Origin of the sequence: Bradyrhizobium sp. BLXBL-01 (genome assembly GCF_051853025.1) — a bacterium.
Classification (GTDB): domain Bacteria; phylum Pseudomonadota; class Alphaproteobacteria; order Rhizobiales; family Xanthobacteraceae; genus Bradyrhizobium.
The window spans coordinates 6,086,374-6,112,439 of the sequence record NZ_CP182471.1 but is presented as its reverse complement, the minus strand read 5'-3'; the positions used below and the strand labels follow the sequence as shown (position 1 = coordinate 6,112,439).

Sequence of the window (26,066 nt, the reverse complement as noted above, 5' to 3'; positions counted from 1 at the left end):
ACGAGGGAGTTTTCGGACATGAACGGTCACGCCATCTTGGAGAACGTGCGCCGCTACCGCGGCATCGCATCGCTCTATCGCCAGACCGCAGCATTCCGCCCAGGCCAGAGCTGGTCGCTGCTGGAGCAGGCGAGGGAGTGGGAAGCGCGGGCGCTGTCGGAGCTGGAAGCCTATTTCGCCTCGCGCTCGGACCATGCCGTCCCGCTCGCGGCCTGATCGTTAACAACCTGCGCGGCCGTGAACCGGCGCGCCGCAGGCAAGATCCCTCACGGGGCGATTACGGAGTTGTCTCCGCGCCCTTCTGTGCTAGCAACGGGCCGATCGAATCTACTTCACGACGGCCGGGGCAAAAGATGACCACGTTCAACCGCATCTTCACGACGGAGCGCCTGCTCCAGATCATCGTGGTGCTGGCGGCGACCCTTGCCATGAAGCTGTTGAGCTGAGCGCCGGCCGGCTACCGCCCGCCGAGTTCGGGCACGTCGGGCAGATAATTCGAGCCTTCCGAGCCGAGAAAATCGAACATCGCCTGCGCCGGCGGCAGCAGCACCTTGTCGCTGCGGCGGATCACGTACCATTGCCGGACGATCGGCAGGCCTGCGACGTCGAGCACGACCAGCCGGCCCTCGGCGAGCTCATGCGCCACGGTGTGGGCCGAGATGAAGGCGATGCCGAGCCCGGCGATCACCGCCTGCTTGATGGTCTCGTTGCTGCTCATCTCCATGCCGATGATCGGCTCGAGATCGGACTTCTGGAACATGCCCTCCATCAGCGTCCGCGTGCCCGAGCCGGGCTCGCGGGTGAGGAAGGTCTCGTGCACGAGGTCGGTCAGGCTGAGGCCGGAATCCTTCTCCAGCCAATGCCCCTTGCGCGCGACGATGACGTGCGGGTTGCGCCCGAGCTGGCGGACGTCGACGGTGACGTCGGCCGGCGGCCGACCCATCACCGCGAAGTCGAGGTCGTAGCCGTGCATCGCCTCGCGGATCTCCTCGCGATTGCCGATGGTGAGCTTGATCTCGATCTTGGGGTAGCGCTTGGAGAACGCCGCGATCGCATGCGGCACGAAATACTTGGCCGTCGAGACCGCACCGAGATGCACCGTGCCGCCGGTCCGCCCCGCGAGCAGGTCGAGCGCGCCCTGGCAATCCGTGATCGCGGCCTCGACTCGTTCGGCCAGCGCCAGCACTTCCTTGCCCGCCTCGGTCAGCAGCATGCCGTCGCCGGTCCGCTGCACCAGCGGCAGGCCGGCGAGGTCCTGAAGCTGCCGCAGCTGCTGGGTCACGGCCGGCTGGGTCAGCCCGAGATGGCCGGACGCCGCCGTCACGCTGCCCTTGGCCGACAACGCCGCGAGCGAGCGCAGCTGCCGGATCGTCAAATGCCGGAGCTGGGCCGCCGCATGGCCGGGACCATTATAAGAAAATTCTTTGAGGCTCATTATGAATAGAAATTTTCCTTATTAAGCCGCCGCTGTCAATCTCCTGATGACGGGACTGACCGCACCGACCTCCAGAGTGGAGGGAACGGATGCGGCACCGGCCCAGGGGATGGACGCAGATGACCGGGCAACTCAGGCTGGACGACCACCTTCAACGGTATTCCGAGACCGCACCTCACGCGCTCGCGGTGGCCGGCGCCGTCGACGCCATCGCGGCGGCGGCGATCGAGATTGCCGGTCTCATCGCCAGCGGCGATCTCGCCGACGCCTCGGGCCTCACCACCGGGCGCAACAGCGACGGCGATCTCCAACGCGACCTCGACGTCCAGGCGGACGCGATCCTGCGCCGTTGCCTCGGCCGGCTGCCGATCGCCGCGCTGGCGTCGGAGGAGATGCGCGAGGCCCAGATCGTCGATCGTCAGGGGCGCATCTGCATCGCGATCGATCCGCTCGATGGCTCCTCCAACATCGACATCAACATGACCGTCGGCACGATCTTCTCGATCCTGCCGGCCCCCGATGATCTCTCACTGGCCTTCCATCAGCGCGGCTCGGCGCAGCTCGCGGCGGGCTTCGTCACCTACGGCCCGCAGACCTCGCTGGTGCTGACGCTCGGCGACGGCGTCGACATCTTCACGCTCGATCGCAAGGCGGGCTGCTTCCGCCTCGCGCGCAGCGCCGTGCAGATCGTCGAAGCCTGCGAGGAGTTCGCGATCAACGCCTCGAACCGCCGGCACTGGGATCCGCCGGTGCGCGCCTTCATCGACGAATGCCTCGCCGGCGTCGACGGGCCCGCCAACCACGATTTCAACATGCGCTGGATCGGCTCGCTGGTCGCGGAGGCCTATCGCATCCTCACCCGCGGCGGCGTGTTCCTCTATCCCTCCGATGCGCGTCCCGGCTACGGCGACGGCCGTCTGCGCCTGACCTACGAGGCGCATCCGATGGCCATGATCATCGAGCAGGCCGGCGGCTCGGCCTCGACCGGGCGCGAGCGCATCCTCGATCTGTCGGCGCAGAGCCTGCACCAGCGCGTGCCGCTGATCATGGGCTCGAGCAACGAGGTGCGGCGCGTCGAGGAGCTGCATTGCGATCCGCTGCTGGTCGCCAGCGTCTCGGCGCCGCTGTTCGCGCGGCGCGGATTCTTCCGGCTCTGAGCGAGGTCACGCCATGTCCAGGAAACATCCGATCATCTCGATCACCGGCTCCTCCGGCGCCGGCACCACCTCGGTCAAGAAGACCTTCGAGCAGATCTTCTTCCGCGAGAAGGTCAATGCCGCCTACATCGAGGGCGACGCCTTCCATCGCTACGACCGCGCCGAGATGCGTGCGCAGATGGCGAAGGAGGCCGAGCGCGGCAACAAGCACTTCAGCCATTTCAGCCCCGAGACCAATTTGTTCGAGGAGCTTGAGCGCGCCTTCCGCGACTATGGCGAGACCGGAACCGCGGTGACGCGGCACTACGTCCACGACGCCGAAGAATCGGCGCTGCATGGCGCGGCACCAGGCACCTTCACCGACTGGAAGCAGCTGCCGGAGAACTCCGACCTGTTGTTCTACGAAGGCCTGCACGGCGCCGTGGTCACCGACAAGGTCAACGTCGCGCGCTATGCCGACCTTAAGATCGGCGTCGTGCCCGTCATCAATCTCGAATGGATCCAGAAGCTGCACCGCGACCGCAGCGCGCGGGGCTATTCGACCGAGGCCGTCACCGACACGATTTTGCGGCGGATGCCTGACTACATCCACTACATCTGTCCGCAATTCACCGAGACCGACATCAACTTCCAGCGGGTGCCGACGGTCGATACCTCCAATCCGTTCATCGCGCGCTGGATCCCGACGCCGGACGAATCGATGGTGGTGATCCGCTTCAAGAACCCGCGCGGTATCGACTTCCCCTATCTGCTCTCGATGCTGCCGCAGAGCTGGATGTCCCGCGCCAATTCAATCGTGTGCCCCGGCGCCAAGCTCGACCTCGCGATGCAGCTGATCCTGACGCCGCTGATCATGCAGCTGATCGAGCGCAAGCGCAGCCTGAAGTGAACAGGGAGAGACTCCGATGAACATCTCCGTCCACGCCGAAGCCGACCTCAATGCGGTCACGCACAACGATCTCGCCAATGCCGTCCGCTTCCTTGCGGTCGACGCCATCGAGGCAGCGCAGTCCGGCCATCCCGGGCTGCCCATGGGCATGGCCGACGTCGCAACCGTGCTGTTCTCGCGTTTCCTGAAATTCGACTCCGCGCACCCCAACTGGCCGGACCGCGACCGCTTCGTGCTGTCGGCGGGGCACGGCTCGATGCTGCTCTATGCGCTGCTGCATCTCACCGGCGGCGATGTCAGCCTCGACGACATCAAGGCCTTCCGCCAATGGGGCTCGAAGACGCCGGGCCATCCCGAGTATGGCCACACGCCTGGTGTCGAGACCACGACCGGACCGCTGGGCCAGGGCATTGCGACCGCGGTCGGCATGGCGCTTGCCGAGCGCATGGCGAATGCGCGGCATGGCGATGGCCTCGTCGATCACTTCACCTATGTCATCGCGGGCGACGGCTGCCTGATGGAGGGCATCAGCCAGGAGGCGATCTCGCTTGCCGGCCATCTCGGGCTCGGTCGGCTGATCGTGCTGTTCGACGACAACGGCATCTCCATCGACGGGCCGACCTCGCTGGCGACGTCGGACGACCAGCTCGCGCGCTTCGCCGCCTCCGGCTGGTCGGTGCGCCGCGTCGACGGGCATGATCCCGAAGCGGTGGCGCAGGCGATTGCGGAGGAGCGGGGGACCGCAAAACCGTCGCTGATCGCCTGCCGCACCATCATCGGCTATGGCGCGCCTGATCGGCAGGGCACCGAGAAGGCGCACGGCGCGCCGCTCGGCACCGAGCAGACGGCAGCGGCGCGCCGGACTCTGGGTTGGGACTATCAGCCCTTCGTGGTGCCGATCCCGGTGCTCAAGGCGTGGCGGATGATCGGGCAGCGCGGGCAGGTCGACCGTCTCGCCTGGCTTGATCGCTACGAAAACGCCACGCCGGAGCAGCGTGACCTGTTCATCGAAGGCAAGGCCGTCGCGCTGCCGGCGGCGTATGCGCTGGCCGCGGCGAAATTGCGCGAGCGCTTTGCCAGCGAGCGGCCGAAGCTCGCAACGCGGCAGGCCTCGCAGCAGGTGCTCGACGGGATTGCTGGAACGATAGCCGGCCTGATCGGCGGCTCGGCAGACCTCACCCATTCGAACCTGACGCACGCCAAGGCGCAAGCTGCGGTCAGGAGCGGTGCGTTCGCCGGCGACTACATCCACTATGGCATCCGCGAGCACGGCATGGCCGCCGCGATGAACGGCCTCGCGCTGCATGGCGGCTTCATCCCCTATGGCGGCACGTTCCTCGCGTTCTCCGACTACAGCCGGCCGGCGATCCGACTTGCCGCCCTGATGCGGCTGCGCGTCATCCATGTGATGACGCACGACTCCATCGGTCTCGGCGAGGATGGCCCGACGCATCAGCCGGTCGAGCATCTCGCGGCACTGCGCGTGATCCCCAATCTGCTGGTGTTCCGCCCCGCCGATGCCGTGGAAACGCTGGAGGCCTGGGATTGCGCCCTCGCGGCGGAGCATCGCCCCTCAGTGCTGTGCCTGTCGCGGCAGGCCTTGCCGACCTTCCGCAGCGACGCCCGCGGCAGAAACCGCGTCGCGAACGGTGCCTATCTCGTCGTCTCGCCGGATGGCGGCCGCGACGTGACGTTGATCGCAACCGGTTCGGAAGTTTCCATCGCGCTGGAAGCCGCGCGCCTGCTCGCGACCGAACATATTCGTGCGGCTGTGGTCTCGGCACCGTGCTTCGCACTGTTCGAGGAACAGCCGGAGGACTACCGCGCCGCCGTGCTCGGCACCGCGCCGCGTGTCGGTATCGAGGCCGCTGTCGCCGGCGACTGGCATCGCTGGATCGGCGCTGACGGCGAATTCGTCGGCATGCGGGGCTTCGGCGCCTCGGCGCCGGCGCCGGTCCTGTACCGCGAATTCGGCATCACGCCGCAAAGCATTGCGGAAGCGGCCCGCCGGGCGATCGCCCGCAAGAGCCAATAAGGAGGACGACCCGTGGCCCGTATCACCCTTCGCCAATTGCTCGATCACGCTGCCAGCCACGGCTACGCCGTGCCGGCGTTCAACATCAACAACATGGAGCAGGGCATTGCGATCATGCAGGCGGCGGCCGCGGTCGATGCGCCCGTCATCATCCAGGCCTCGCGCGGCGCGCGCAGCTATGCCGGCGATCTCATGCTCTCGCACATGATCGACGCGCTGGAGCGGACCTATCCCGACATCCCGCTCTGCATGCACCAGGACCACGGCAATGACGAAGCGACCTGCGCCTCGGCCATCGCGCATGGCTTCACCTCGGTCATGATGGACGGCTCACTCAAGGCCGACGCCAAGACGGCGGCTGACTATGACTACAACGTCGCGATCACGCGCCGCGTCGTCGATCTCGCCCATTGGGTTGGCGCTTCCGTCGAAGGCGAGCTCGGCGTGCTCGGCTCGCTCGAGCACGGCGGCGGCGAGCAGGAGGATGGCCACGGCGTCGAGGGCAAGGTCAGCCACGACCAGCTCTTGACCGATCCGGACCAGGCCGTCGACTTTGTCCGCGCGACGAAGGTCGATGCGCTGGCGATTGCGATGGGCACCTCGCACGGCGCCTACAAGTTCAGTCGCAAGCCTGATGGTGACATCCTGGCGATGCGGGTGGTCGAGGAGATTCACCGCCGGCTGCCGAATACGCATCTGGTCATGCATGGCTCCTCCTCGGTGCCGCAGCCGCTGCAGGACATGTTCAACCAGTTCGGTGGCGAGATGCCGCAGACCTGGGGCGTGCCGGTGGAGGAGATCGTTCGCGGGATCCGAAGCGGCGTGCGCAAGGTCAATATCGACACCGACTGCCGTCTCGCGATGACCGCCGTGTTCCGGAAAGTGGCCGCGGAAACGCGCTCCGAATTCGATCCGCGCAAGTTCCTGAAGCCGGCGATGGACGCGATGCGCGAGCTTTGCCGCGAGCGGTTCGAGCAGTTCGGCACCGCGGGCCATGCCAGCAGGATCAAGGTGGTCCCGATGAGCGAGATGGCGCGGCGCTATCGGGCGGGCGAATTGGACCCGCGCATCACCCGCGAGCCTGTTGCCGCTTAACCAATCAGCAAGAAGAGTGAAAAGAGCAGGAGAGAGACATGAACGCACATGCAGGCACGGTCCGCGGCAAAGAGCGCTATCGCTCCGGCGTGATGGAGTACAAGCGCATGGGCTATTGGGAGCCCGACTACACGCCAAAGGACACCGACGTCATCGCGCTGTTCCGTGTCACGCCGCAGGAGGGCGTCGATCCGATCGAGGCCTCGGCTGCGGTGGCCGGCGAATCCTCGACCGCGACCTGGACAGTGGTGTGGACCGATCGCCTGACCGCGGCCGAGAAATATCGCGCGAAATGCTACCGAGTCGATCCGGTGCCGGGCACGCCGGGCTCGTATTTCGCCTATATCGCCTACGATCTCGACCTGTTCGAGCCGGGCTCGATCGCGAACCTGTCGGCCTCCATCATCGGCAACGTGTTCGGCTTCAAGCCGCTGAAGGCGCTGCGCCTCGAGGACATGCGCTTTCCGGTCGCCTATGTGAAGACGTTCCAGGGACCGGCGACCGGCATCGTGGTCGAGCGCGAGCGGCTCGACAAGTTCGGCCGGCCGCTGCTGGGCGCAACGGTGAAACCGAAGCTCGGGCTCTCTGGCCGCAACTACGGCCGCGTGGTCTATGAGGCGCTGAAGGGCGGGCTCGACTTCACCAAGGACGACGAGAACATCAACTCACAACCCTTCATGCACTGGCGCGACCGCTTCCTTTACTGCATGGAGGCGGTGAACCGCGCGCAGGCAGCTTCCGGCGAGGTGAAGGGGACGTATCTCAACGTCACCGCGGGGACGATGGAGGACATGTACGAGCGCGCGGAATTCGCCAAGGAGCTCGGCTCGGTCATCGTCATGATCGACCTCGTGATCGGCTACACCGCGATCCAGTCGATGGCGAAGTGGGCGCGCCGCAACGACATGATCCTGCATCTGCATCGCGCCGGTCATTCGACCTATACGCGGCAGAAGAGCCATGGCGTGTCGTTCCGCGTCATCGCCAAATGGATGCGGCTCGCCGGTGTCGACCACATCCATGCCGGCACCGTGGTCGGCAAGCTCGAAGGCGATCCCAACACCACGCGCGGCTATTACGATGTCTGCCGCGAGGATTTCAATCCGACCAAGCTCGAGCACGGCCTGTTCTTCGACCAGCACTGGGCGAGCCTCAACAAGATGATGCCGGTCGCTTCCGGCGGCATCCATGCCGGCCAGATGCACCAGCTGCTCGACCTGCTCGGCGAGGACGTCGTGCTGCAATTCGGCGGCGGCACCATCGGCCATCCCATGGGCATTGCGGCCGGCGCGACCGCCAATCGCGTGGCGCTGGAAGCGATGATCCTCGCCCGCAATGAGGGCCGCGACTATGTCCACGAGGGCCCGGAGATCCTGGCCAGGGCGGCCCAGACCTGCACGCCGCTGAAGGCCGCGCTCGATGTCTGGAAGGACGTCACCTTCAACTATCAATCCACCGACACGCCGGACTTCGTGCCGACGGCGCTGGAAACCGTTTGAGGAGGATTCGACATGAAACTGACCCAGGGCTGCTTTTCGTACCTGCCGGATCTGACCGATGAGCAGATCACCAGCCAGGTGCAGTACTGTCTCGCCAATGGCTGGGCGGTGAACATCGAGTTCACCGACGATCCGCATCCCCGCAACACCTATTGGGAGATGTGGGGCCTGCCGATGTTCGATCTCCAGGACGCCGCCGGCGTGATGATGGAGCTCGCCGAGTGCCGCAGGGTCTATAGCGACCGCTACATCCGCATCAGCGGCTTCGATTCCGGCCACGGCTGGGAATCGGTGCGGATCTCCTTCCTCGTCAACCGGCCGAAGCAAGAGACGGAGTTCGAGCTGGTGCGGCAGGAGGTCGGCGGCCGCGCGATCCGCTACACCACGGTTCGAAAGCCGGCCGCGCCTGCACCAGCTTAGGTCATCCGCTTCCGCGCGAAGCTCTCCCTGCTTCGTATCCTGGCGGACCACTGCTTCGCCGCCTCCCGCGGCGAAGCTCTTTTCTTCGAGGGTAGCCATGCTCGATGTCCCCCACGCAACCACGACCGAACACAGCGAGACTCATTTTGATCTCCGCAAGGAGGCTGAAGCGGCCGGAATCACCGAGACGCTGCAGCAGCTCGATCAGGAGCTGATCGGGCTCAAGCCGGTCAAGAACCGCGTGCGCCAGATCGCCTCGCTGCTGCTGATCGAGCGCATCCGGCAGCGTGCGGGGCTGGCCTCGGCGCCGCCGACGCTGCACATGTCGTTCACGGGCAATCCCGGCACCGGCAAGACCACCGTGGCGCTGCGCATGGCCAAGATCCTGCACGGGCTCGGCTTCGTGCGGCGCGGGCAAGTGATCTCTGTGACGCGCGACGATCTCGTCGGCCAGTATATCGGCCACACCGCGCCGAAGACCAAGGAGATCCTGAAGAAGGCGATGGGCGGCGTGCTGTTTATCGACGAGGCCTATTACCTGCATCGTCCCGACAACGAGCGCGACTACGGCCAGGAATCGATCGAGATCCTGCTCCAGGTCATGGAGAACCAGCGCGAGGACCTCGTCGTGATCCTCGCCGGCTATGGCGAGCGGATGACCAGCTTCTTCGCCTCCAATCCCGGCTTCCGCTCGCGCATCGCCCACCACATCGAATTCCCTGACTATGCGGAGGCCGAGCTGCTCGTCATTGCCGAGCTGATGCTGAAGGAGCGCGGCTATCGCTTCTCGGCCGCGGCGCGCGAGGCGTTCGAGACATACATCGCGCTGCGCCGGACGCAGCCGTTCTTCTCCAATGCGCGCTCGATCCGCAACGCCGTCGACCGCATCCGCCTGCGGCAAGCCGATCGGCTGGTGTCCGATCTCGATCGCATGCTCGATGTCGCCGACCTCGAAACCATCGACCCGGCGGATGTCCTTGCAAGCCGCGTCTTCAGCGGCGGTCCGGTCGCGGAAAGGAGCGTGAAGGCATGACCAGCGAGATCCTTATTGCTCCCTCGATCCTGGCCGCAAACTTCGCGCGTCTCGGTGAGGAGATCGCGGCGATCGACGCGGCCGGCGCCGACTGGATCCATTGCGATGTCATGGACGGTCATTTCGTCCCCAACATCAGCTTTGGTGCTGACGTCATCAAGGCGATCCGGCCGCTGACGAAGAAGGTCTTCGACGTGCACCTCATGATCGCACCGGTCGATCCCTATCTCGAAGCGTTCGCAAAGGCGGGCGCTGACGTCATCACTGTTCACGCCGAAGCGGGTCCGCATCTCGACCGTTCGCTCCAGGCGATCCGGGCGCTCGGCAAGAAAGCCGGCGTCAGCCTGTGTCCTTCGACACCGGAGAGCACGATCGAATATGTGCTCGATCGTCTCGACCTCGTGCTGGTGATGACGGTCAATCCGGGCTTCGGCGGCCAGGCCTTCCTCGAATCCCAGCTCGACAAGATCCGGCGCATTCGCAGCATGATCGGCGACCGGCCGACCCGGCTCGAGGTCGATGGCGGCATCACGCGCGACAATGCTGCAGCGGTTGCCACCGCCGGTGTCGATACGCTGGTGGCGGGTTCCGCGGTGTTCCGCGGCAAGGGCAGCGCCGATTACGCCGCCAACATCGCCGCCATTCGGATCGCTGCGGAGGCGGGACGGGTTCCGAAACTGCAACATAGTTCCGTACAGCCGAAGCGCGTAAGCGATGGAGGCCGTATCCGGTAGACTACGGGAGGTTCACGCATCGGAAGATCCGGCGTGCCGGTTGTCCCAAGCCGTGGCACTTTCGACGAAGTTAGCGGGCAAGTCTTTCAGGCCGGGGTAACCAACGGGTTTGACGCGAAGCTTCGATTAACGCCCGGGCAATGCTGTGCGTCGCAGTCTGCGGTCCAGGAACGCGAGAGAGCGCGGGGATGCGGATCCAGCAAATTGGCAGGCATGAGGCCTGTACGCGGCGCGAGGCGATGCCATGAGCATGCATCGCCTGTTCGCCGAGCAGCTTCGCTGCGCCACCGACGCCAGCGGAGGAGTCGACGTGGTCAAGCTGGGCGAACTCGTCAGCGCGGCCTATGTGGCTAGCGAGCGCGACCGCCAGCGAATGATCGAGGCACGCGCGCACACGCACGATGAGGTCGAGCAGGATCTGCTGCGGACGCAGGAGTTCCTCGACACTATCGTCGAAAACATCCCGATCGCCGTGTTCGCGAAATGCGCGAAGGATTCGCGCTACATCCTGCTCAACCGCGCCGGCGAGAGCTATTATGGCATGCCCCGCGAGCAGATGCTGGGCCGGACACCCGACGAGATCTTTCCGGCTGACGTCGCCCGTATCGTCAACGAGCAGGATCGTCGAGTCGTTGCCAGCGGCATGCCGATGTTCCTCGAGGAGCACCTGCTCGAAATAGGGGTCAAGGGTCACGACCGCGTCGTCAATTCACGCAAAATGCTGATCACGGATGACGCCGGCGATCCGCAATATCTGGTCGGCGTGATCGAGGACGTCACCGAGCGCGTCACCACCCGGGAACGCATCAGCCACCTGGCATATCATGATGCGCTGACCGACCTGCCGAACCGCAGCGCCTTCGCCGCGGCGCTCGACGAACGGCTGGAGCGGGCGCAGGAGGCGTCGACCAGTTTCGCCGTGCTGAGCCTCGATCTTGACCGCTTCAAGGAGGTCAACGACGTGTTCGGTCACCCCGTCGGCGACATGCTGATGCGGGCGACGGCCGACCGGCTTGCCGCGGAAGCCGAAGGCGCCTTCGTCGCCCGCATCGGCGGCGACGAGTTCATGATCCTGATGCCCGACGATGCCAACCGTGAGGATGTTCTGGCGCTGGCCGAACGCCTGGTCGAGACGATCGGCAAGGAGCTCGAGGTCGACGATTATCTCTCCCATGTGGGCCTCAGCGTCGGCATCGCGTTCTATCCGGACGATGGCGTGAACGCGGCGACGCTGCTTGCCAACGCCGACTCGGCTCTCTACCGCGCCAAGCGCGAGGGCAGGGGCCGGGTCCGCTGCTTCGAATCCGAGATGGACCAGGAGCTGCGCGACCGCAGGCTGTTGCAGCACGATCTGCGGCAGGCGCTGGAGCAGAACCAGCTCCTCGTCTATTTCCAGCCGCAGGCGCGGGTGGATGGCGAGGTCATCGGCTTCGAGGCGCTGCTGCGCTGGAATCACCCGACGCGGGGCTTCGTGCCGCCGGACCAGTTCATTCCGCTCGCCGAGGAGAATGGGCTGATCGTCGAGATCGGCGAATGGGTTCTGCGCGAGGCGTGCCGCGAGGCGGCATCCTGGCCCAGGCCGTTGCAGGTCGCGGTCAATCTGTCGCCGGTCCAGTTCCAGGCGGGCGATCTCGAGCGCTCGATCCACCAGATCCTGTTGGAGACGGGGCTGACGCCGACGCGGCTCGAGGTCGAGATCACCGAGGGCGTGCTGATCGGCGATTTCACCCGCGCGCTCGATCTGCTGCGGCGGCTGAAGGCGCTCGGCATCCGCATCGCCATGGATGATTTCGGCACCGGCTATTCCTCGCTGTCCTATCTGCAGTCGTTCCCGTTCGACAAGATCAAGATCGACCGCAGTTTCATCTCCAACCTGGAGGCGACGCCGCAATCGGCCGAAATTGTCCGCGCCGTCCTGAGCCTGGCGCACGCGCTGAAGATCCCGGTCGTTGCCGAGGGGGTGGAGACGGAAGCCCAGCGTGCTTTTCTGGCGCGCGAGGCCTGCGAGGAGATGCAGGGCTATCTCGTCGGCCGTCCCAACCTGATCGAACGCTATCTCGACCTGGTCGGCGTCGCCGTGGAGCGCCGCCTCTACGCCTAGGGTCGGGCACACAGTTCCAAGCAGACATTTGGAACTAAAATCCTTACCGGCGTTTCTCGAAAATTAACTTGGCTTAGGCGCGAGCGCGCAGCAAATGTTTTGCATAAGCGCCATCGGCCTGACGCAAATCAGGAGAATAAGCCTGTGAACGCGAGGGAGGGTCTCATGGAGAACGTACGTCGCTACCGGGCGCTGGCGTCCCTCTGCCGTCAGCAGGCGGCATATCGGCCGCTCCAGACCTGGGAACTCCTCGGCCAGGCCGAACATTTCGAATATCTCGCTGAAATCGAGCTCCAGGCGCATTTCGACGCGTGCAATGTGCACCGCGACAAAGACGCCGCCGCGCCGGCGACATGGAAAGCTCCCGTCGCGGCGTGACGGCGCCAAGCCGGGCTCGCCTCAATGGGACATCAGCGTCGGGACCGTCATGGCTTCCAGCATGGCGCGGGTGACGCCCCCGAGAACGCGCTCCTGCAACCGCGAATGGCCGTAGCCGCCCATCACCAGGAGATCCAGGCTCTCGTCGGCCGCCAGCGACAGGATGATCGGCTGAATGTCGGCGCGGGTTGCCGTCCGGCCGACGATGCGGGTCGATAGTCCGCGCCGGCCGAGATGTCTGGCCAGGCCGCGTGCTGAAGCTTCACCGGCGACGGCGTCGGTCTCGTTGACGCTGATGATCACGATCTCTTCGGCGCGGGCCAGGAACGGGGCTGCGTCGCGCATGGCGCGGGCGGCAAGGCGACTGCCGTCCCAGCAGATGCCGATCCGGTTCGCCTTGAAGGCTCCTCGAAACGTGTAGGGCAGGAACAGCACCGGGCCGCCCGCCTGGAATAGGATCTCGCCGGGCACGTCGTTGTCGAACGCGCCTTGCGCCGGATCGGGCTGGAGCACGATGCTGAGGTCGTGCAAACGCGCCATCTCGCCGAGCGAGCCGGCTGCATCCACCGGGATCGCGCCGAGCGCGTGGCAGGTATAGGAGATGCCGGCGTTCGCCGCCTCGCTCTTGAATACCGCGAGCGCAGCCTCGGCCCGCTCCACGGCGCGCTCGCGCTCCAGCTCGAACACGGCCGCCACGGCCGCGCCACCTTCCATGACGTAGGCTGCACTGGTGGCGACATAGCCGACCGCGACCGCGTCGAGATGCGCGTTGAACTTCGCCGCGAGCGAGATCGAGCCCTCGATCGCAGGACGCATGGGACGTTCGGTGGGAATGTGGACGAGAATGTCTTTGTACATGGCGCGCCTCCGCTGAGCATCATCGGATGGTCGCAGTTTTTCACTGCGCGAAGGCGGCGCGTTGAGCTGCATCAAACCTCGGGATAGCCTGCTGCGCCCGCTCATCCATTCTTTGCCGAGATTTAATCGGACGGACGGGACGCCGTAAGGTGGCAGCGACCATGTTGAGGGCAAGGCGACACCTGCTCAACATGGATATTTCGACATGAACGATCGCGTCAATTCCGACATCACCACGTCTCGCAACATCTTGCGGCCGCGCCGGCTCGCGCTGCTCGGCACCGTGGCCGCGCTGGGCGTGGCCTCCCTGGCCATTGCGCCGGGCGCTTTGCCGTACGGCATCTCCTCCTTGATTGCGCCGGCTCAGGCGGCCGAAGCCGTCGCGACGCCGCCCGGCTTCGGCGATCTCGTCAGCAAGGTCAAACCCGCAGTGATCTCGGTGCGGGTCAAAATCGACCAGGACAACGACAAGAGCGCGATGCTGCAGCAGAACCGGATGGATTCGGACGAAGACACGCCGTTCGACCAGTTCTCGCGGCAGTTCGGCTTCCGCTTCCCGGGCGGTGCGAACGGCATGCCGCGCCAGCGCCACCAGATGATCACGGGCGAAGGCTCCGGCTTCTTCATTTCCGCGGACGGCTATGCCGTGACCAACAATCACGTCGTCGATCGCGCCCAGTCCGTGCAGGTGACGATGGACGACGGCACGACCTACACCGCGAGGGTCGTCGGCACCGATCCGAAGACCGATCTCGCGCTGATCAAGGTCGACGGCAAGAAGGACTTTCCGTTCGTCAATTTCTCCGACCAGAAGCCGCGCATCGGCGACTGGGTGGTCGCCGTCGGCAATCCCTTCGGTCTTGGCGGCACCGTGACCGCGGGCATCGTCTCGGCCAGCGGGAGGGATATCGGCAATGGTCCCTACGACGACTTCATCCAGATCGATGCGCCGATCAACAAGGGCAATTCCGGCGGCCCGGCCTTCGACATGAGCGGCAACGTGATCGGCGTGAACACTGCGATCTTCTCGCCCTCGGGCGGCTCGGTCGGCATCGGCTTCGATATCCCGGCTTCGACCGCCAAGCTCGTCGTCGCGCAGCTGAAGGACAAGGGCGCGGTGACCCGCGGCTGGCTCGGCGTACAGGTGCAGCCGGTGACCTCGGATATGGCCGACAGCCTCGGCCTGAAGGAGGCACGCGGCGCGATCGTCGACAATCCGCAAGATGGCAGCCCGGCGGCGAAGGCCGGCATCGAGGCGGGGGACGTCATCACCGCCGTCAATGGCACCGCGATCAAGGATTCTCGCGATCTCGCCCGCACCATCGCCGGCTTGGCGCCGGGCACGTCCGTGAAGCTCGATGTCTTCCGCAAGGGTGGCAGCAAGACCGTGACCCTGGCGCTCGGCGAGTTGCCGAACGAGCGGCAGGCCAAGGGCAACGAGGGCATGGGGCAGCCCGGTGCCGGCATGCCGCGCCTCGGCCTCAGCCTGGCGCCGGCAGGTGACGTTCAGGGCGCAGGCCAGAACGGCGTGGTCGTCACCGAGGTTGATCCGCAAGGCCAGGCCGCGCAACGCGGCATCCGGACCGGCGACGTCATCCTCAATGTCGGCGGCAAGGCTGTCAGCAGTGTCGGCGAGGTGCGCTCCGAGCTGGCGCAGGCCAAATCGTCGGGCAAGCGCAGCGTGCTGCTGCAGATCAGAAGCGCGGAGGCCACCCGCTTCGTCGCGGTGCCACTCGCCTAACGCGAACCTCGACCGCTACTAATCCAGAAAGGCGGCCTCGGGCCGCCTTTCGCACGAGCTCGCCAGGTCCGATAACATTCTCGTTAACGGCAGGTAGGGTGACCGGGTGCGTCCGAAAAAGCCGTGTTCGCTGATCACACTCGCCAGGTGCCTCGGTGCTCTGTGGCAACGTCGCCGCTGAGAGGGGTTGCAAGCGTGGAACTTCGAACCTCGCGGCGCTTTGTGGAACTCGCCGGCGGTTCGCATGAGATCGGTGCCGACATGGATCGATTGAAGGTCTCGCTGAGGAGTGCGCTGCTGGTGGCGCCATTGGTGCTCTCAGGCGGAAACGCCCTCGGGCGCGACGACGGCCGCTACGCGGATTCCCCTCTGAAGCCATGGTTCGACAGTTTGCGCAGCCATCTCGGTCCGTGCTGCTCGGATGCGGACGGTTTCGCCGTCGCCGATCCCGACTGGGAGTCGCACAACGGGCGTTACCGTGTGCGCCTCGACGGGCAGTGGATCGACGTGCCGGATGAAGCCGTCATCACCGAGCCGAACCGGGCCGGCCGCACCATGGTGTGGCCGGTCAAGACTGCGTTCGGGATTTCGATCCGCTGCTTCATGCCTGGGAGCATGATCTGAGACCGGTCAGCGCGACCGTTTGGATGATTTGCGCTTCGATGATTTCCTGGACGACGTCCTCGACGATTTCTTGGACATCTTCTTGGCGCTCTTGCGCGTCGAAGCCTTCTTCGGGACCTTCTTTCCCTTCTTGCGTGCCTTCGACAATCCGACCGCGATCGCCTGCTTGCGGCTCTTGACGCGGCCGCCGCGCCCGCTCTTCGCGGTGCCCTTCTTGTAGCGCCGCATCTCGCTGGCGACATCGCTGCCCGAGCTGCTTGAGTAGCGGCGTTTCTTTGCCTTGCGTGCCATGCATGTTCTCCCTCGGCGAGGAGAACCATTCGGCACAACCATGGTTCCGGGAGCGCGGGCGGCGCAGCTAAAGCGCGATGCGATTAGGATGAACCGTCATCGCGCTTTAGGCTATTGTTCGAGCATGATCTCTTCGGAAAATCGCCGCACACTTTTCCGGACCATGCTCTAGAAGGAATTTGCCAGCTCGATCTCCGCTTCCAGCGCCTGGATGCGTCGTGCGGCCTCGCTAAAGGACAGATCCCGCGCATATTGGCCGGGCTGATAGGCCTCATCGCTCAGCCGCTTCAGCTTCAGGCCCTGCGCCCGTGTCATCTGCTCGCCAAGTACAAATCTGGCGTCGTATTTACCTTGAACCTGCATCTGGCGTCTCCGTCCTGAAATCGTGACTTGACTATATGTTCTTATTTTGTTCTAAAAAGCCATGGACAACAGAATTAATGAAATTCGACGTAAAATCAGAGCCTTGAGGCTTGAGATGGCCGACGTCGAGGCGTCGGTGCGCGACCTCGTCGAGCGCGATCGCGACTGCACGGAAAGGGCCCTGGCGCAGATGGACCTGCGCCGGAAAATCAACCTCCTGATTGCCGAATGGAAGGCGGCCGGCGGCAGCGACGTTCTGCCTGACGTCCGCGACCGGGTGCGCCTTCGTCCCGTGAAGACAGGCGGCAATCCCGCGCGCGCAGCCGAGCGCCGCTGAGATCGTTGGCGCCGGATACCGCCAAGTGCCGACCCCAAGATGAGATGGAAGACAGAGGGCCCCGCAATGGCGGGGCCCTCCATGATTTGGGAGCGCCTATTTGGTGTTGGTCATGCTGCCCTTGTTCGTCATGGTGCCGCTCTGATCGGAGCCCGGGCCGGCGCCGCCTTGGCCCGTGGGGTCAGCGCCCTTGGAAGACTTGGTGTTGGCGCCGGTGGTCTGCGACGATGACGTCGAGGATCCATGCTTGGCCTTGTGCGACTTGGCCTGGGCGGCGAACGGCGTGGCGGCAAGGCCGGTTGCTAGCATGACGGCGAGAGCGAGCTTGGTCGTGTTCATGCGGGGGAACTCCCTGTGTTAAATTGACGCAGGCAGCAAACCGCGCCTCGCGGCAGGAGTTCCCGGCAAGGCATCTTCCGTGCGTCACGCACGCTTCAAGTTTGCTTGTCCTCGGCCAGGATGAACACGGCGCCGGTGAGCGTCGCGCCGATCGCGAAGGTCGTCACCAAGGTGAGGGCGAAGACCGTCGCGGCCTGGCCCCCGCCGTTGTTCAGCAGGTTGGCCACGGCTGGATTGGACAGGACGAGCGTGAGGCTGAAGGTGAGGCCGAGCGCTGCGCCCATCATTGCATGCGTCATCAGCCTGATAAGGCCGCTGGCAGAGATCAGCTCGGACGACTTCTTGTTGTTGGTGCGCATGCGACGGCATCCCGAACTGCCACGCCAACGCGCTCGTGATTCCCTGGTTCCGTTCCGCTGAAGGAATTGTCATCGCCCGCTTCATCCGGCGTTCATGCCGGGCTTGCCAAGATGAGCGCCGGCAAAACGGGAACATCGACGGGGAACATCGACATGGGTAAGGTCGTCTTTCTTTACCGCTCGCTGGCCTATCGCAACGCAGCCGCGGACATCCTGCGCAAGGCGCGCAAGCTCCCGCGTGGCGCGGAGCGGAGCGCGGCTCGCCGCTACGCGAGGGCGCTGCGCGATCTCGCGCGAACGGAAGCCTGGCTCGAAGGGCGTATCGCGCGCGAACCGCGCACGGCTCAGCGCATGACGAGCGCAGCGTCCGGCTAGCCGGATGCGCGCTGCAATTCGGCAGCGCCCGCGGTGTCGAACTTGCCGGTTGCGGTGGTCGCGCTCTTGCGTGTCAACGGCACCTCCAGACGGCACAGCAGGCCCTCGGCGCGCCAATCGAACTGCGCCTGTCCGCCAAGCTGGGACTCGATGCTCGCAAGCAGGCTTCGCGTGCCGAAGCCGCGGGATTTCGGGGTCTTGACCAGGGGACCGCCGGATTCCTCCCAGCTCAGCGTGAGCCGCTCGGCGTCGACTTGCCAGTCGATCGCGAGCCGCCCCGATCGGGTCGAGAGCGCGCCGTACTTGGCCGAGTTGGTGAAGAGCTCGTGCAATGCGAGCGCCAACGTCTGGGCCGTCGCCGGCACCAGCTGAACTTCGGGCCCTGCCAATTTGATCTGGCCGCCGAGCGAATAGGGCGCAAGCTCCTCGTCGATCAGCCTGGAGAGCTCGGCGCCCTGCCAGCTCGACAGCGACAGGATGGTGTGCACGCGCGCCAGTGCATTGATGCGCCCCTCGACGGCATTGACATAGGCCTTGACCTCGTCGGCCCGGGTGAGGCGCACGATCGACTGCGCCAGCGCCAGCGCGTTCTTGGCGCGGTGATCGACTTCCCGCGCCAGCAGGTTCTGCCGCTCCTCGGCCCGCTTGCGCTCGGTGATGTCGACGGTTACGCCGCTGACCCGCACCACGCGCCCGCTCTCGTCGGTCGTCGCAGCCGCCGTGCCGACGCACCAGCGCACCTCGCCGTCGGGCCGCACGATGCGAAACTCCGTCTCGTAGGCGCGCGTGCCCTTGTTGAATTCGGCGATCGCCTTGCGCAACTGATCGACGTCGTCGGGGTGCAACAGGGCCTGAACGCTGCCCGGAGTGACCTCGAAATCCTCGGGGCTGACGCCGAAGATGCGGTATTGCCCCTCGTCCCACATCCAATCGCCGCTGATCCAGTCCCAGTCCCAGGACCCCATCTTGCCGGCCGCGATCGCCATGCTGCGCCGTTGCTCGCTCTCGCGCAGCTTCGCGGTGGAAGCCTCCAGTTCCGCGGTGCGGGCGCGGACGCGGTCCTCTAGCTCGTGGTTCAGCCGTTCGAGCTCGCGCGTCTTGCGGTAGAGCTCGGCAAACACCTTGATCTTGGCGCGAAGCACCTCCGGCACGACCGGCACCGGCACGTAATCGACCGCGCCCATCTCGTAGCCGCGCAGCCGGTCGATGTCGCTGACCTGGATGGCTGAGATGAAGATCATCGCGGTCTTCTGAAAGCGCGGATGCTCGCGGATCATCGCGGCGAGCTCGAAGCCGTCGAGCTCGGGCATGCAGACGTCGACCAGGATCACCGCGATCTCGGTCTTGAGCAGCACCTCCAGCGCCTCGCGGCCCGAGGAGGCGATCACGAGGTTCTCGCCGAGATCCTTCAGGATCACCTCATAGGCGAGCAGCTTGGCCGGCTGATCGTCGACGAGCAGGATGTTGACCTTTTCCTGGTCCATACGCGGGTCCAACTCAGCGATGCAGCCACATGCGGATCGCAAGCAGCAATTGGTCGGTGTTGACCGGCTTGGCGAGGTAATCGGACGCGCCGGCTTCGAGGCACTTCTCGCGGTCGCCCTTCATCGCCTTGGCGGTCAACGCGATGATCGGCAGACGGGAGAAGGCCGGGTTCTCGCGGATCACGCCGATGGTCTGGTAGCCATCCATCTGCGGCATCATGATGTCCATCAGCACGATCGCGATCTCCGGATTGGATTCGACCAGTGTCACCGCCTCGCTGCCCGTCGTCGCCGTCAGCACTTTCATGCCGCGTCGTTCCAGCACGCTGGACAGGGCGAAGATGTTGCGGGCGTCGTCGTCGACGAGCAGGGCGGTCTTGCCGATCAGGTCCTCGTCGGAACTGTTCAGCTTCTCCAGCATGCGCTGCTTCTCGACCGGCAGCTCCGTGATCACGCGATGCAGGAACAACGCGGTCTCGTCGAGCAGGCGCTCGGGCGATTCCACGCCCTTGACCACGATGCTGCGTGCCATGGTGTGAAGCTCGGCATCCTCCTCGGCGGAAAGCTCGCGGCCGGTGAACACCACGACGGGGATGTTCGACAGCGCCTCGTCGTTGCGGATCTGATCGAGCACCTCGAAGCCGCTCATGTCGGGCAGCCTGAGGTCGAGCACGACGCAATCGCAGGGCTGCTCGCGCAGCGTCGAGAGCGCGCCGGCCCCGGTATCCGTGGCCAGGATCTCGATGTCGTCGTGGTGCAGCAGCTCGCGGATCGAGAGCTGCTCGGCCTCGTTGTCCTCGACGATCAAGAGCCGCTTGCGCCGCGGCCGCGCATATTCCTTGATCTGCGTCAGCGCGGCCGAGACGCCCTCGGTCGTCGTCGGCTTGTTGACGAAGGAGAACGCGCCGCGCGCCAGCGCATGCTGGCGGTCCTCGTCGAGCGTGATGATCTGGACCGGGATGTGGCGGGTGAGCGGATTGTGCTTGAGCTGGCTCAGCACGGTCCAGCCGAGCATGTCGGGCAGGAAGACGTCGAGGGAGACGGCCGTCGGCTGGTACTGCTTGGCGAGCTCGAGGGCCTCGGCGCCGCGCGCGGCGACCAGGACCTTGAACCCCTTGTCGCGGGCCAGATCGACGAGTACGCGGGCATAGTGGGGGTCGTCCTCGACGATCAGGAGGATGGTGTCGCCGGGCTCGAGGTTGAGGCGGTCGTCGGGCAGCTGCTCAATGACGCGCTGCTGGTCAGGCGCGGCCGGCTGCAGCGCCGGTGGCTGGCTGTATTGCTGCGGCGCTGGCGCCCGCGGCGCGAGGGTCGGGCCGGAATATTTCAAGGGCAGATAGAGCGTGAAGGTCGAGCCCTTGCCCGGCGCGCTGCGCAGGTGGATCTCGCCGCCGAGCAGGCTGGCCAGCTCGCGGCTGATCGCAAGGCCGAGGCCGGTGCCGCCATATTTGCGGCTGGTGCCGGCGTCGGCCTGCTGGAACGCCTCGAAGATCAGCTTCTGCTTCTCCAGGGGAATGCCGATGCCGGTGTCGGACACTTCGAAGGCGATCACGGCCGGCGCGGAGTTCAGCACCGGATGATCCGTCCCCCAGCCGCCGATGGCGCCGGTGACCTGCAGGCGCACTTCGCCGTCGGCGGTGAACTTGAAGGCGTTGGAGAGCAGGTTCTTCAGAACCTGTTGCAGCCGCTTGGAGTCGGTCACGATGCTGCGCGGCAGGTTCGGATCGACGTCGATCTTGAACGACAGGTTGCGGTTGTCCGCCTCGTGCCGGAACGGCCGGCCGACGGTCTCGAGCAGGTTCGCGGTCAGGATTTCCTCGGCGTCGACCGTCACGGTGCCGGACTCGATCTTGGAGAGATCGAGAATGTCGCTGATGAGGTTCAAGAGGTCGGTACCGGCGCCGTGGATGGTGCGGGCGAATTCGACCTGCTTGGCCGAGAGGTTGCCATCGGGGTTGTCGCTGAGCTGCTGCCCGAGGATCAGGATCGAGTTCAGCGGCGTGCGCAGCTCGTGGCTCATATTGGCGAGGAATTCGGACTTGTACTTCGACGTCAGCGCGAGCTCGGTCGCCTTCTCCTCGAGCGCGCGGCGGGCCTGCTCGATCTCCTGGTTCTTGCGCTCGACTTCGACGTTGCGCTCGGCGAGCTGCTGCGCCTTCTGCTCGAGCTGGTCGTTGGTCTGCTGCAATTCGCGCTGCTGGGTCTGCAGCTCGCCGGCGAGCTGCTGCGACTGCTTGAGCAGACCTTCCGTCTGCATCGTCGCCTCGATCGAGTTGAGCACGATGCCGATGGAGTCGGTGAGCTGCTCCAGGAACGTCATCTGCGAGGTCGTGAAGGAGACGAGCGAGGCGAGCTCGATCACGGCCTTGACCTGGCCTTCGAACAGGACCGGCAGCACGACGAGGTTCTTCGGTGCGACGCGGAACAGCGCCGAGTTGATCGGGACCACGTCGGACGGAATGTCGGAGACGACGCGCGGCCGCTTGTCGAAGGCGCACTGGCCGATCAGGCCTTCGCCGAACTGCAGCACCGGCTGATAGGGGTAGACGCCGTCGCTGGCGTAGGAGGCGAGCAGCAGGAGCTGGGGATCGTTCTCGTTCTCGACCTGGTAGATCACGCCGGTGTGGGCGTTCACCAGCGGCGACAATTCGGTGAGCAGCAGCCGGCCGACGGTGGTGAGGTCGCGCTGGCCCTGGAGCATGTTAGTGAACTTGGCGAGGTTGGTCTTCAGCCAGTCCTGTTCCGTGTTCACGTCCGTCGTGAGACGGAGGTTGGTGATCATCGTGTTGATGTTGTCTTTCAGCTCCGCCACTTCGCCGCGGGCGTCGACCTGAATCGACCGCGTCAGGTCGCCCTTGGTCACCGCGGTTGCGACTTCCGCGATCGCGCGCACCTGCGAGGTCAGATTGGCCGCGAGCAGGTTGACGTTGCCGGTGAGGTCCTTCCAGGTTCCGGCGGCGCCGGGCACGTTGGCCTGGCCGCCGAGCCGGCCTTCGACGCCGACCTCGCGCGCCACCGAAGTCACCTGGTCGGCGAAGGTCGCGAGCGTCTCGGTCATGTTGTTGATGGTGTCGGCGAGCGCCGCGACTTCGCCCTTCGATTTCACGGTGAGGTTCTGCTTCAGATCGCCATTGGCGACCGCGGTCACCACCTTGACGATGCCGCGGACCTGCTCGGTCAGGTTCGCCGCCATGAAGTTGACGGTGTCGGTGAGATCCTTCCACGTGCCGGCGACGCCGGGCACCTGGGCCTGGCCGCCGAGCTTGCCCTCGGTGCCGACCTCGCGCGCGACACGCGTCACTTCGCCGGCGAAGGCGTTGAGCTGGTCCACCATGGTGTTGATGGTGTTCTTCAGCTCGAGGATTTCGCCCTTCACGTCCACTGTGATCTTGCGCGAGAGGTCGCCGCGCGCGACCGCCGTGGTGACTTCGGCGATGTTGCGGACCTGGGTGGTGAGGTTCGCAGCCAAGAGGTTGACGTTATCGGTGAGGTCCTTCCAGGTGCCGCCGACGCCGGGCACGACGGCCTGACCGCCGAGCCGGCCTTCGGTGCCGACCTCGCGCGCCACGCGCGTGACTTCGGCGGCAAAGGAGCGGAGCTGCTCGACCATGGTGTTCAGGGTGTCCTTGAGCAGCAGGATCTCGCCGCGCACGTCCACCGTGATCTTCTTCGACAGGTCGCCGCCGGCAATGGCGGTCGCGACCTCGGCGATGTTGCGGACCTGCGCCGTCAGGTTGGAGGCCATGAAGTTGACGTTGTCGGTGAGGTCCTTCCAGGTGCCGGCGACGCCGGGCACTTCGGCCTGGCCGCCGAGCTTGCCCTCGGTGCCGACCTCGCGCGCGACGCGCGTCACTTCGCCGGCAAAGCCGTTGAGCTGGTCCACCATGGTGTTGATGGTGTTTTTCAGCTCGAGGATTTCGCCCTTCACGTCGACGGTGATCTTGCGCGACAAGTCGCCACGCGCGACCGCGGTCGTCACCTCGGCGATGTTGCGGACCTGGGCCGTGAGGTTGCCCGCCATCGAGTTGACGCTGTCGGTGAGATCTTTCCAGGTGCCGGCGACGCCGGGCACGTTGGCCTGACCGCCGAGCCGGCCTTCGGTGCCGACCTCGCGCGCCACGCGCGTCACCTCGCCCGCGAAGCGGTTGAGCTGGTCGACCATCGTATTCAGCGTGTCCTTGAGCTGAAGGATCTCGCCGCGCACGTCCACGGTGATCTTGCGCGACAGGTCGCCGCCGGCGATCGCGGTCGCGACCTCGGCGATGTTGCGGACCTGGGCGGTGAGGTTGCCCGCCATCGAGTTCACGGAGTCGGTCAGGTCTTTCCAGGTGCCGGCGACGCCGGGCACGTCGGCCTGGCCGCCGAGCTTGCCGTCGGTGCCGACCTCGCGGGCGACGCGCGTGACTTCGCCGGCGAAGGCGTTGAGCTGGTCGACCATGGTGTTGAGCGTTTCCTTCAGCTGAAGGATTTCGCCCGACACGTTCACCGTGATCTTCTTGGACAAGTCGCCCTTCGCCACCGCGGTTGCGACCTCGGCGATGTTGCGGACCTGGCCGGTGAGGTTCGAGGCCATCGAGTTGACGCTGTCGGTGAGGTCCTTCCACGTGCCGCCGACGCCGCGCACCACGGCCTGGCCGCCGAGCTTGCCTTCGGTGCCGACCTCGCGCGCCACGCGCGTGACCTCTCCGGCGAAGGCGTTGAGCTGGTCCACCATGGTGTTGATGGTGTCTTTCAGCTCCAGAATTTCGCCGCGCACGTCCACGGTGATCTTCTTCGAGAGGTCGCCGCCGGCGACTGCGGTGGTCACCTCCGCGATGTTGCGGACCTGCGCGGTCAGGTTCGAGGCCATCGAGTTGACGCTCTCGGTCAGGTCCTTCCAGGTGCCGGCGACGCCGAGCACGTTGGCCTGGCCGCCGAGCCGGCCCTCGGTGCCGACCTCGCGCGCGACGCGCGTCACTTCGCCGGCGAAGGCGTTGAGCTGGTCGACCATCGTGTTGAGCGTTTCCTTCAGCTGAAGGATTTCGCCCGAGACGTTCACCGTGATCTTCTTCGAGAGATCCCCGCTCGCGATGGCGGTCGCGACGTCGGCGATGTTTCGGACCTGCGCGGTCAGGTTCGAGGCCATGAAGTTGACGTTGTCGGTGAGGTCTTTCCAGGTGCCGGCCACGCCGGGCACCTGGGCCTGACCGCCGAGCTTTCCTTCCGTGCCCACCTCGCGCGCGACGCGCGTGACTTCCGAGGCGAACGAGTTGAGCTGGTCCACCATGGTGTTGATGGTGTCCTTCAGCTCCAGGATTTCGCCGCGCACGTCGACCGTGATCTTGCGCGAGAGGTCGCCGCGCGCCACGGCGGTGGTGACGTTGGCGATGTTGCGCACCTGTGCGGTGAGGTTACCGCACATCGCGTTGACCGAGTCCGTCAAGTCCTTCCAGGTGCCGGCGACGCCCGGCACGATGGCCTGGCCGCCGAGCTTGCCGTCGGTGCCGACCTCGCGCGCAACGCGCGTCACTTCGGAGGCGAACGAGCGCAGCTGGTCAACCATCGTGTTGATGGCTTCCTTGAGCTGGAGGATCTCGCCGCGGACGTCGACCGTGATCTTCTTGGAGAGGTCGCCGTTGGCCACCGCGATCGTCACCTCGGCGATGTTGCGAACCTGGTTGGTCAGGTTGTTCGCCATCGAGTTGACGCTCTCGGTGAGGTCCTTCCAGACGCCGGTCACCTCGGGCACCTGGGCCTGGCCGCCGAGCTTGCCCTCGGTGCCGACCTCGCGCGCGACGCGCGTCACCTCGGAGGTGAACACGCCGAGCTGCTTGATCATGGTGTTGACGATGGTCGCCGACTGCAAGAACTCGCCGCCGAGCGGACGGCCGTCGACGTCGAGCTTGACGGTCTGCAGCAGGTCGCCTTGTGCCACGGCGGCGACGGCGCGCGTCACCTCGCGCGTCGGCCACAACAGGTCGTCGATCAGCGTATTGACCGAACCTTCCATGTCGGCCCAGGAGCCCGAGGCGAGGCCGAACTTCACGCGCTGGCGGGTCTTGCCTTCGCGCCCCACCACCTGGCCGACCAGCTCGAGCTGCTGTGCCATGCGCTGGTTGGCTGCGATGATTTCGTTAAGAGTGTCGGCAATTTTACCGTCAATGCCGAGATAGTCGCCGCTCATGCGGACCGAAAAGTCACCGCTGCGCATCGCCTGCAAGGCGAGTAGCAGTTCGCCCCGCGAATCCGACTCGGACGTACCGTTGATTTTTGGCTTTGGGACGCGACGACCGGAGCGTGATGCAGTTCCGGGATCGAGGTCGCTCATACTGATTCCCCCGCAGGCGTCGGCCGAATCCGAGGCAAGACGCGTTGGTCGAATAGAGCGTCAGCCAAATTCGAAATCAAGCGCCAACGTATGGCGCCGGGAAATGGAACCCGCTTTGCTCAGCCCGACCGAGCTAACGACGATGCCCCGATTTGGTTCCACACCGCTCGGAAAGAAAATGCCTCCCGGGTCCGGTCGCCCCCTGCGTCCGT

The 26,066-nt window shown here is 65.5% G+C and carries 23 protein-coding genes; 15 read left to right on the top strand and 8 right to left on the bottom strand.

Annotation, left to right across the window (positions count from 1 at the left end; translation table 11 throughout):
* Window positions 1–18 precede the first annotated feature (18 nt).
* Window positions 19–216: a hypothetical protein gene (locus ACNJYA_RS28425; protein ID WP_172787295.1), complete on the top strand. Its 198-nt coding sequence runs from the start codon at window positions 19–21 to the stop codon at window positions 214–216.
* A 241-nt stretch (window positions 217–457) separates the two neighbouring features.
* Here ACNJYA_RS28425 and ACNJYA_RS28420 read toward each other — a convergent pair whose 3' ends face one another.
* Complete coding sequence (locus ACNJYA_RS28420) at window positions 458–1,435, bottom strand: LysR family transcriptional regulator (protein WP_172787296.1); 978 nt, start codon at window positions 1,433–1,435, stop codon at window positions 458–460.
* Window positions 1,436–1,554: 119 nt separating this feature from the next.
* Between ACNJYA_RS28420 and ACNJYA_RS28415 the strand changes: the two genes are divergently transcribed.
* The 10 genes from ACNJYA_RS28415 to ACNJYA_RS28370 all read left to right on the top strand — a co-directional run bounded on the left by ACNJYA_RS28415 (window position 1,555) and on the right by ACNJYA_RS28370 (window position 12,776).
* The gene (locus ACNJYA_RS28415; protein ID WP_172787297.1) at window positions 1,555–2,592 is read left to right on the top strand and encodes a class 1 fructose-bisphosphatase; all 1,038 of its coding nucleotides are present in this window, start codon (window positions 1,555–1,557) and stop codon (window positions 2,590–2,592) included.
* 13 nt (window positions 2,593–2,605) lie between these two features.
* Window positions 2,606–3,481: a phosphoribulokinase gene (locus tag ACNJYA_RS28410; RefSeq protein WP_035716173.1), complete on the top strand. Its 876-nt coding sequence runs from the start codon at window positions 2,606–2,608 to the stop codon at window positions 3,479–3,481.
* Between the two features lie 16 nt (window positions 3,482–3,497).
* Window positions 3,498–5,516 carry a transketolase gene (gene tkt, locus ACNJYA_RS28405; RefSeq protein WP_439401070.1) on the top strand — a complete coding sequence of 673 codons (2,019 nt, stop codon included), beginning with the start codon at window positions 3,498–3,500 and terminating at the stop codon, window positions 5,514–5,516.
* 12 nt (window positions 5,517–5,528) lie between these two features.
* Window positions 5,529–6,611, top strand: coding sequence for a class II fructose-bisphosphate aldolase (gene fba / locus ACNJYA_RS28400; RefSeq protein WP_172787299.1), 1,083 nt, complete (start codon window positions 5,529–5,531; stop codon window positions 6,609–6,611).
* Window positions 6,612–6,649: 38 nt separating this feature from the next.
* Complete coding sequence (locus ACNJYA_RS28395; RefSeq protein WP_439401069.1) at window positions 6,650–8,110, top strand: form I ribulose bisphosphate carboxylase large subunit; 1,461 nt, start codon at window positions 6,650–6,652, stop codon at window positions 8,108–8,110.
* A 12-nt stretch (window positions 8,111–8,122) separates the two neighbouring features.
* Window positions 8,123–8,530, top strand: coding sequence for a ribulose bisphosphate carboxylase small subunit (locus ACNJYA_RS28390; RefSeq protein WP_439401068.1), 408 nt, complete (start codon window positions 8,123–8,125; stop codon window positions 8,528–8,530).
* 97 nt (window positions 8,531–8,627) lie between these two features.
* Window positions 8,628–9,563 carry a CbbX protein gene (gene cbbX / locus ACNJYA_RS28385; protein ID WP_172787302.1) on the top strand — a complete coding sequence of 312 codons (936 nt, stop codon included), beginning with the start codon at window positions 8,628–8,630 and terminating at the stop codon, window positions 9,561–9,563.
* Window positions 9,560–10,297 carry a ribulose-phosphate 3-epimerase gene (rpe, locus tag ACNJYA_RS28380; protein ID WP_439401067.1) on the top strand — a complete coding sequence of 246 codons (738 nt, stop codon included), beginning with the start codon at window positions 9,560–9,562 and terminating at the stop codon, window positions 10,295–10,297. Before cbbX ends, rpe begins: the two co-directional genes overlap by 4 nt.
* Window positions 10,298–10,541: 244 nt before the next feature.
* A complete protein-coding gene (locus ACNJYA_RS28375) occupies window positions 10,542–12,398 on the top strand; it encodes a putative bifunctional diguanylate cyclase/phosphodiesterase (protein ID WP_439401066.1) in 1,857 nt (618 codons plus the stop codon).
* 165 nt (window positions 12,399–12,563) lie between these two features.
* Entirely contained in the window at window positions 12,564–12,776 is a 213-nt protein-coding gene (locus ACNJYA_RS28370; protein ID WP_439401065.1) for a hypothetical protein, read from the top strand.
* 21 nt (window positions 12,777–12,797) lie between these two features.
* Here the strand turns inward: ACNJYA_RS28370 and ACNJYA_RS28365 are convergent, their stop codons facing one another.
* Entirely contained in the window at window positions 12,798–13,634 is an 837-nt protein-coding gene (locus ACNJYA_RS28365) for a universal stress protein (protein WP_439401064.1), read from the bottom strand.
* A gap of 205 nt (window positions 13,635–13,839) precedes the next feature.
* Here ACNJYA_RS28365 and ACNJYA_RS28360 point away from each other — a divergent pair, with 205 nt between their 5' ends.
* Window positions 13,840–15,375 (top strand): Do family serine endopeptidase, encoded by a 1,536-nt coding sequence (locus ACNJYA_RS28360; protein WP_439401063.1) that lies wholly within the window; start codon window positions 13,840–13,842, stop codon window positions 15,373–15,375.
* Window positions 15,376–15,636: 261 nt separating this feature from the next.
* Window positions 15,637–15,999, top strand: coding sequence for a hypothetical protein (locus tag ACNJYA_RS28355; RefSeq protein WP_172787308.1), 363 nt, complete (start codon window positions 15,637–15,639; stop codon window positions 15,997–15,999).
* A gap of 6 nt (window positions 16,000–16,005) precedes the next feature.
* Here the strand turns inward: ACNJYA_RS28355 and ACNJYA_RS28350 are convergent, their stop codons facing one another.
* Both ACNJYA_RS28350 and ACNJYA_RS28345 read right to left on the bottom strand, forming a co-directional pair.
* Window positions 16,006–16,290 (bottom strand): DUF6496 domain-containing protein, encoded by a 285-nt coding sequence (locus ACNJYA_RS28350; protein WP_439401062.1) that lies wholly within the window; start codon window positions 16,288–16,290, stop codon window positions 16,006–16,008.
* 168 nt (window positions 16,291–16,458) lie between these two features.
* On the bottom strand, window positions 16,459–16,653 hold the full coding sequence (locus ACNJYA_RS28345; RefSeq protein WP_172787310.1) for a DUF3072 domain-containing protein: 195 nt from the start codon (window positions 16,651–16,653) through the stop codon (window positions 16,459–16,461).
* Window positions 16,654–16,768: 115 nt separating this feature from the next.
* On the opposite strand from ACNJYA_RS28345, the gene ACNJYA_RS28340 reads away from it, so the two are divergent.
* The gene (locus ACNJYA_RS28340) at window positions 16,769–16,990 is read left to right on the top strand and encodes a hypothetical protein (protein WP_172787311.1); all 222 of its coding nucleotides are present in this window, start codon (window positions 16,769–16,771) and stop codon (window positions 16,988–16,990) included.
* Window positions 16,991–17,086: 96 nt separating this feature from the next.
* On the opposite strand, the gene ACNJYA_RS28335 is transcribed toward ACNJYA_RS28340, so the two are convergent.
* Window positions 17,087–17,329, bottom strand: coding sequence for a hypothetical protein (locus tag ACNJYA_RS28335; protein WP_439363960.1), 243 nt, complete (start codon window positions 17,327–17,329; stop codon window positions 17,087–17,089).
* A 95-nt stretch (window positions 17,330–17,424) separates the two neighbouring features.
* A complete protein-coding gene (locus ACNJYA_RS28330; protein WP_212254659.1) occupies window positions 17,425–17,688 on the bottom strand; it encodes a hypothetical protein in 264 nt (87 codons plus the stop codon).
* Window positions 17,689–17,841: 153 nt separating this feature from the next.
* Between ACNJYA_RS28330 and ACNJYA_RS28325 the strand changes: the two genes are divergently transcribed.
* Entirely contained in the window at window positions 17,842–18,063 is a 222-nt protein-coding gene (locus ACNJYA_RS28325; RefSeq protein WP_172787314.1) for a hypothetical protein, read from the top strand.
* On the opposite strand, the gene ACNJYA_RS28320 is transcribed toward ACNJYA_RS28325, so the two are convergent.
* Entirely contained in the window at window positions 18,060–19,547 is a 1,488-nt protein-coding gene (locus ACNJYA_RS28320; protein ID WP_439363956.1) for an HWE histidine kinase domain-containing protein, read from the bottom strand. The two genes, ACNJYA_RS28325 and ACNJYA_RS28320, sit on opposite strands and share 4 nt — an antisense overlap.
* A gap of 13 nt (window positions 19,548–19,560) precedes the next feature.
* Window positions 19,561–25,854, bottom strand: coding sequence for a HAMP domain-containing protein (locus tag ACNJYA_RS28315; RefSeq protein ID WP_260382654.1), 6,294 nt, complete (start codon window positions 25,852–25,854; stop codon window positions 19,561–19,563).
* Window positions 25,855–26,066: the final 212 nt, after the last annotated feature.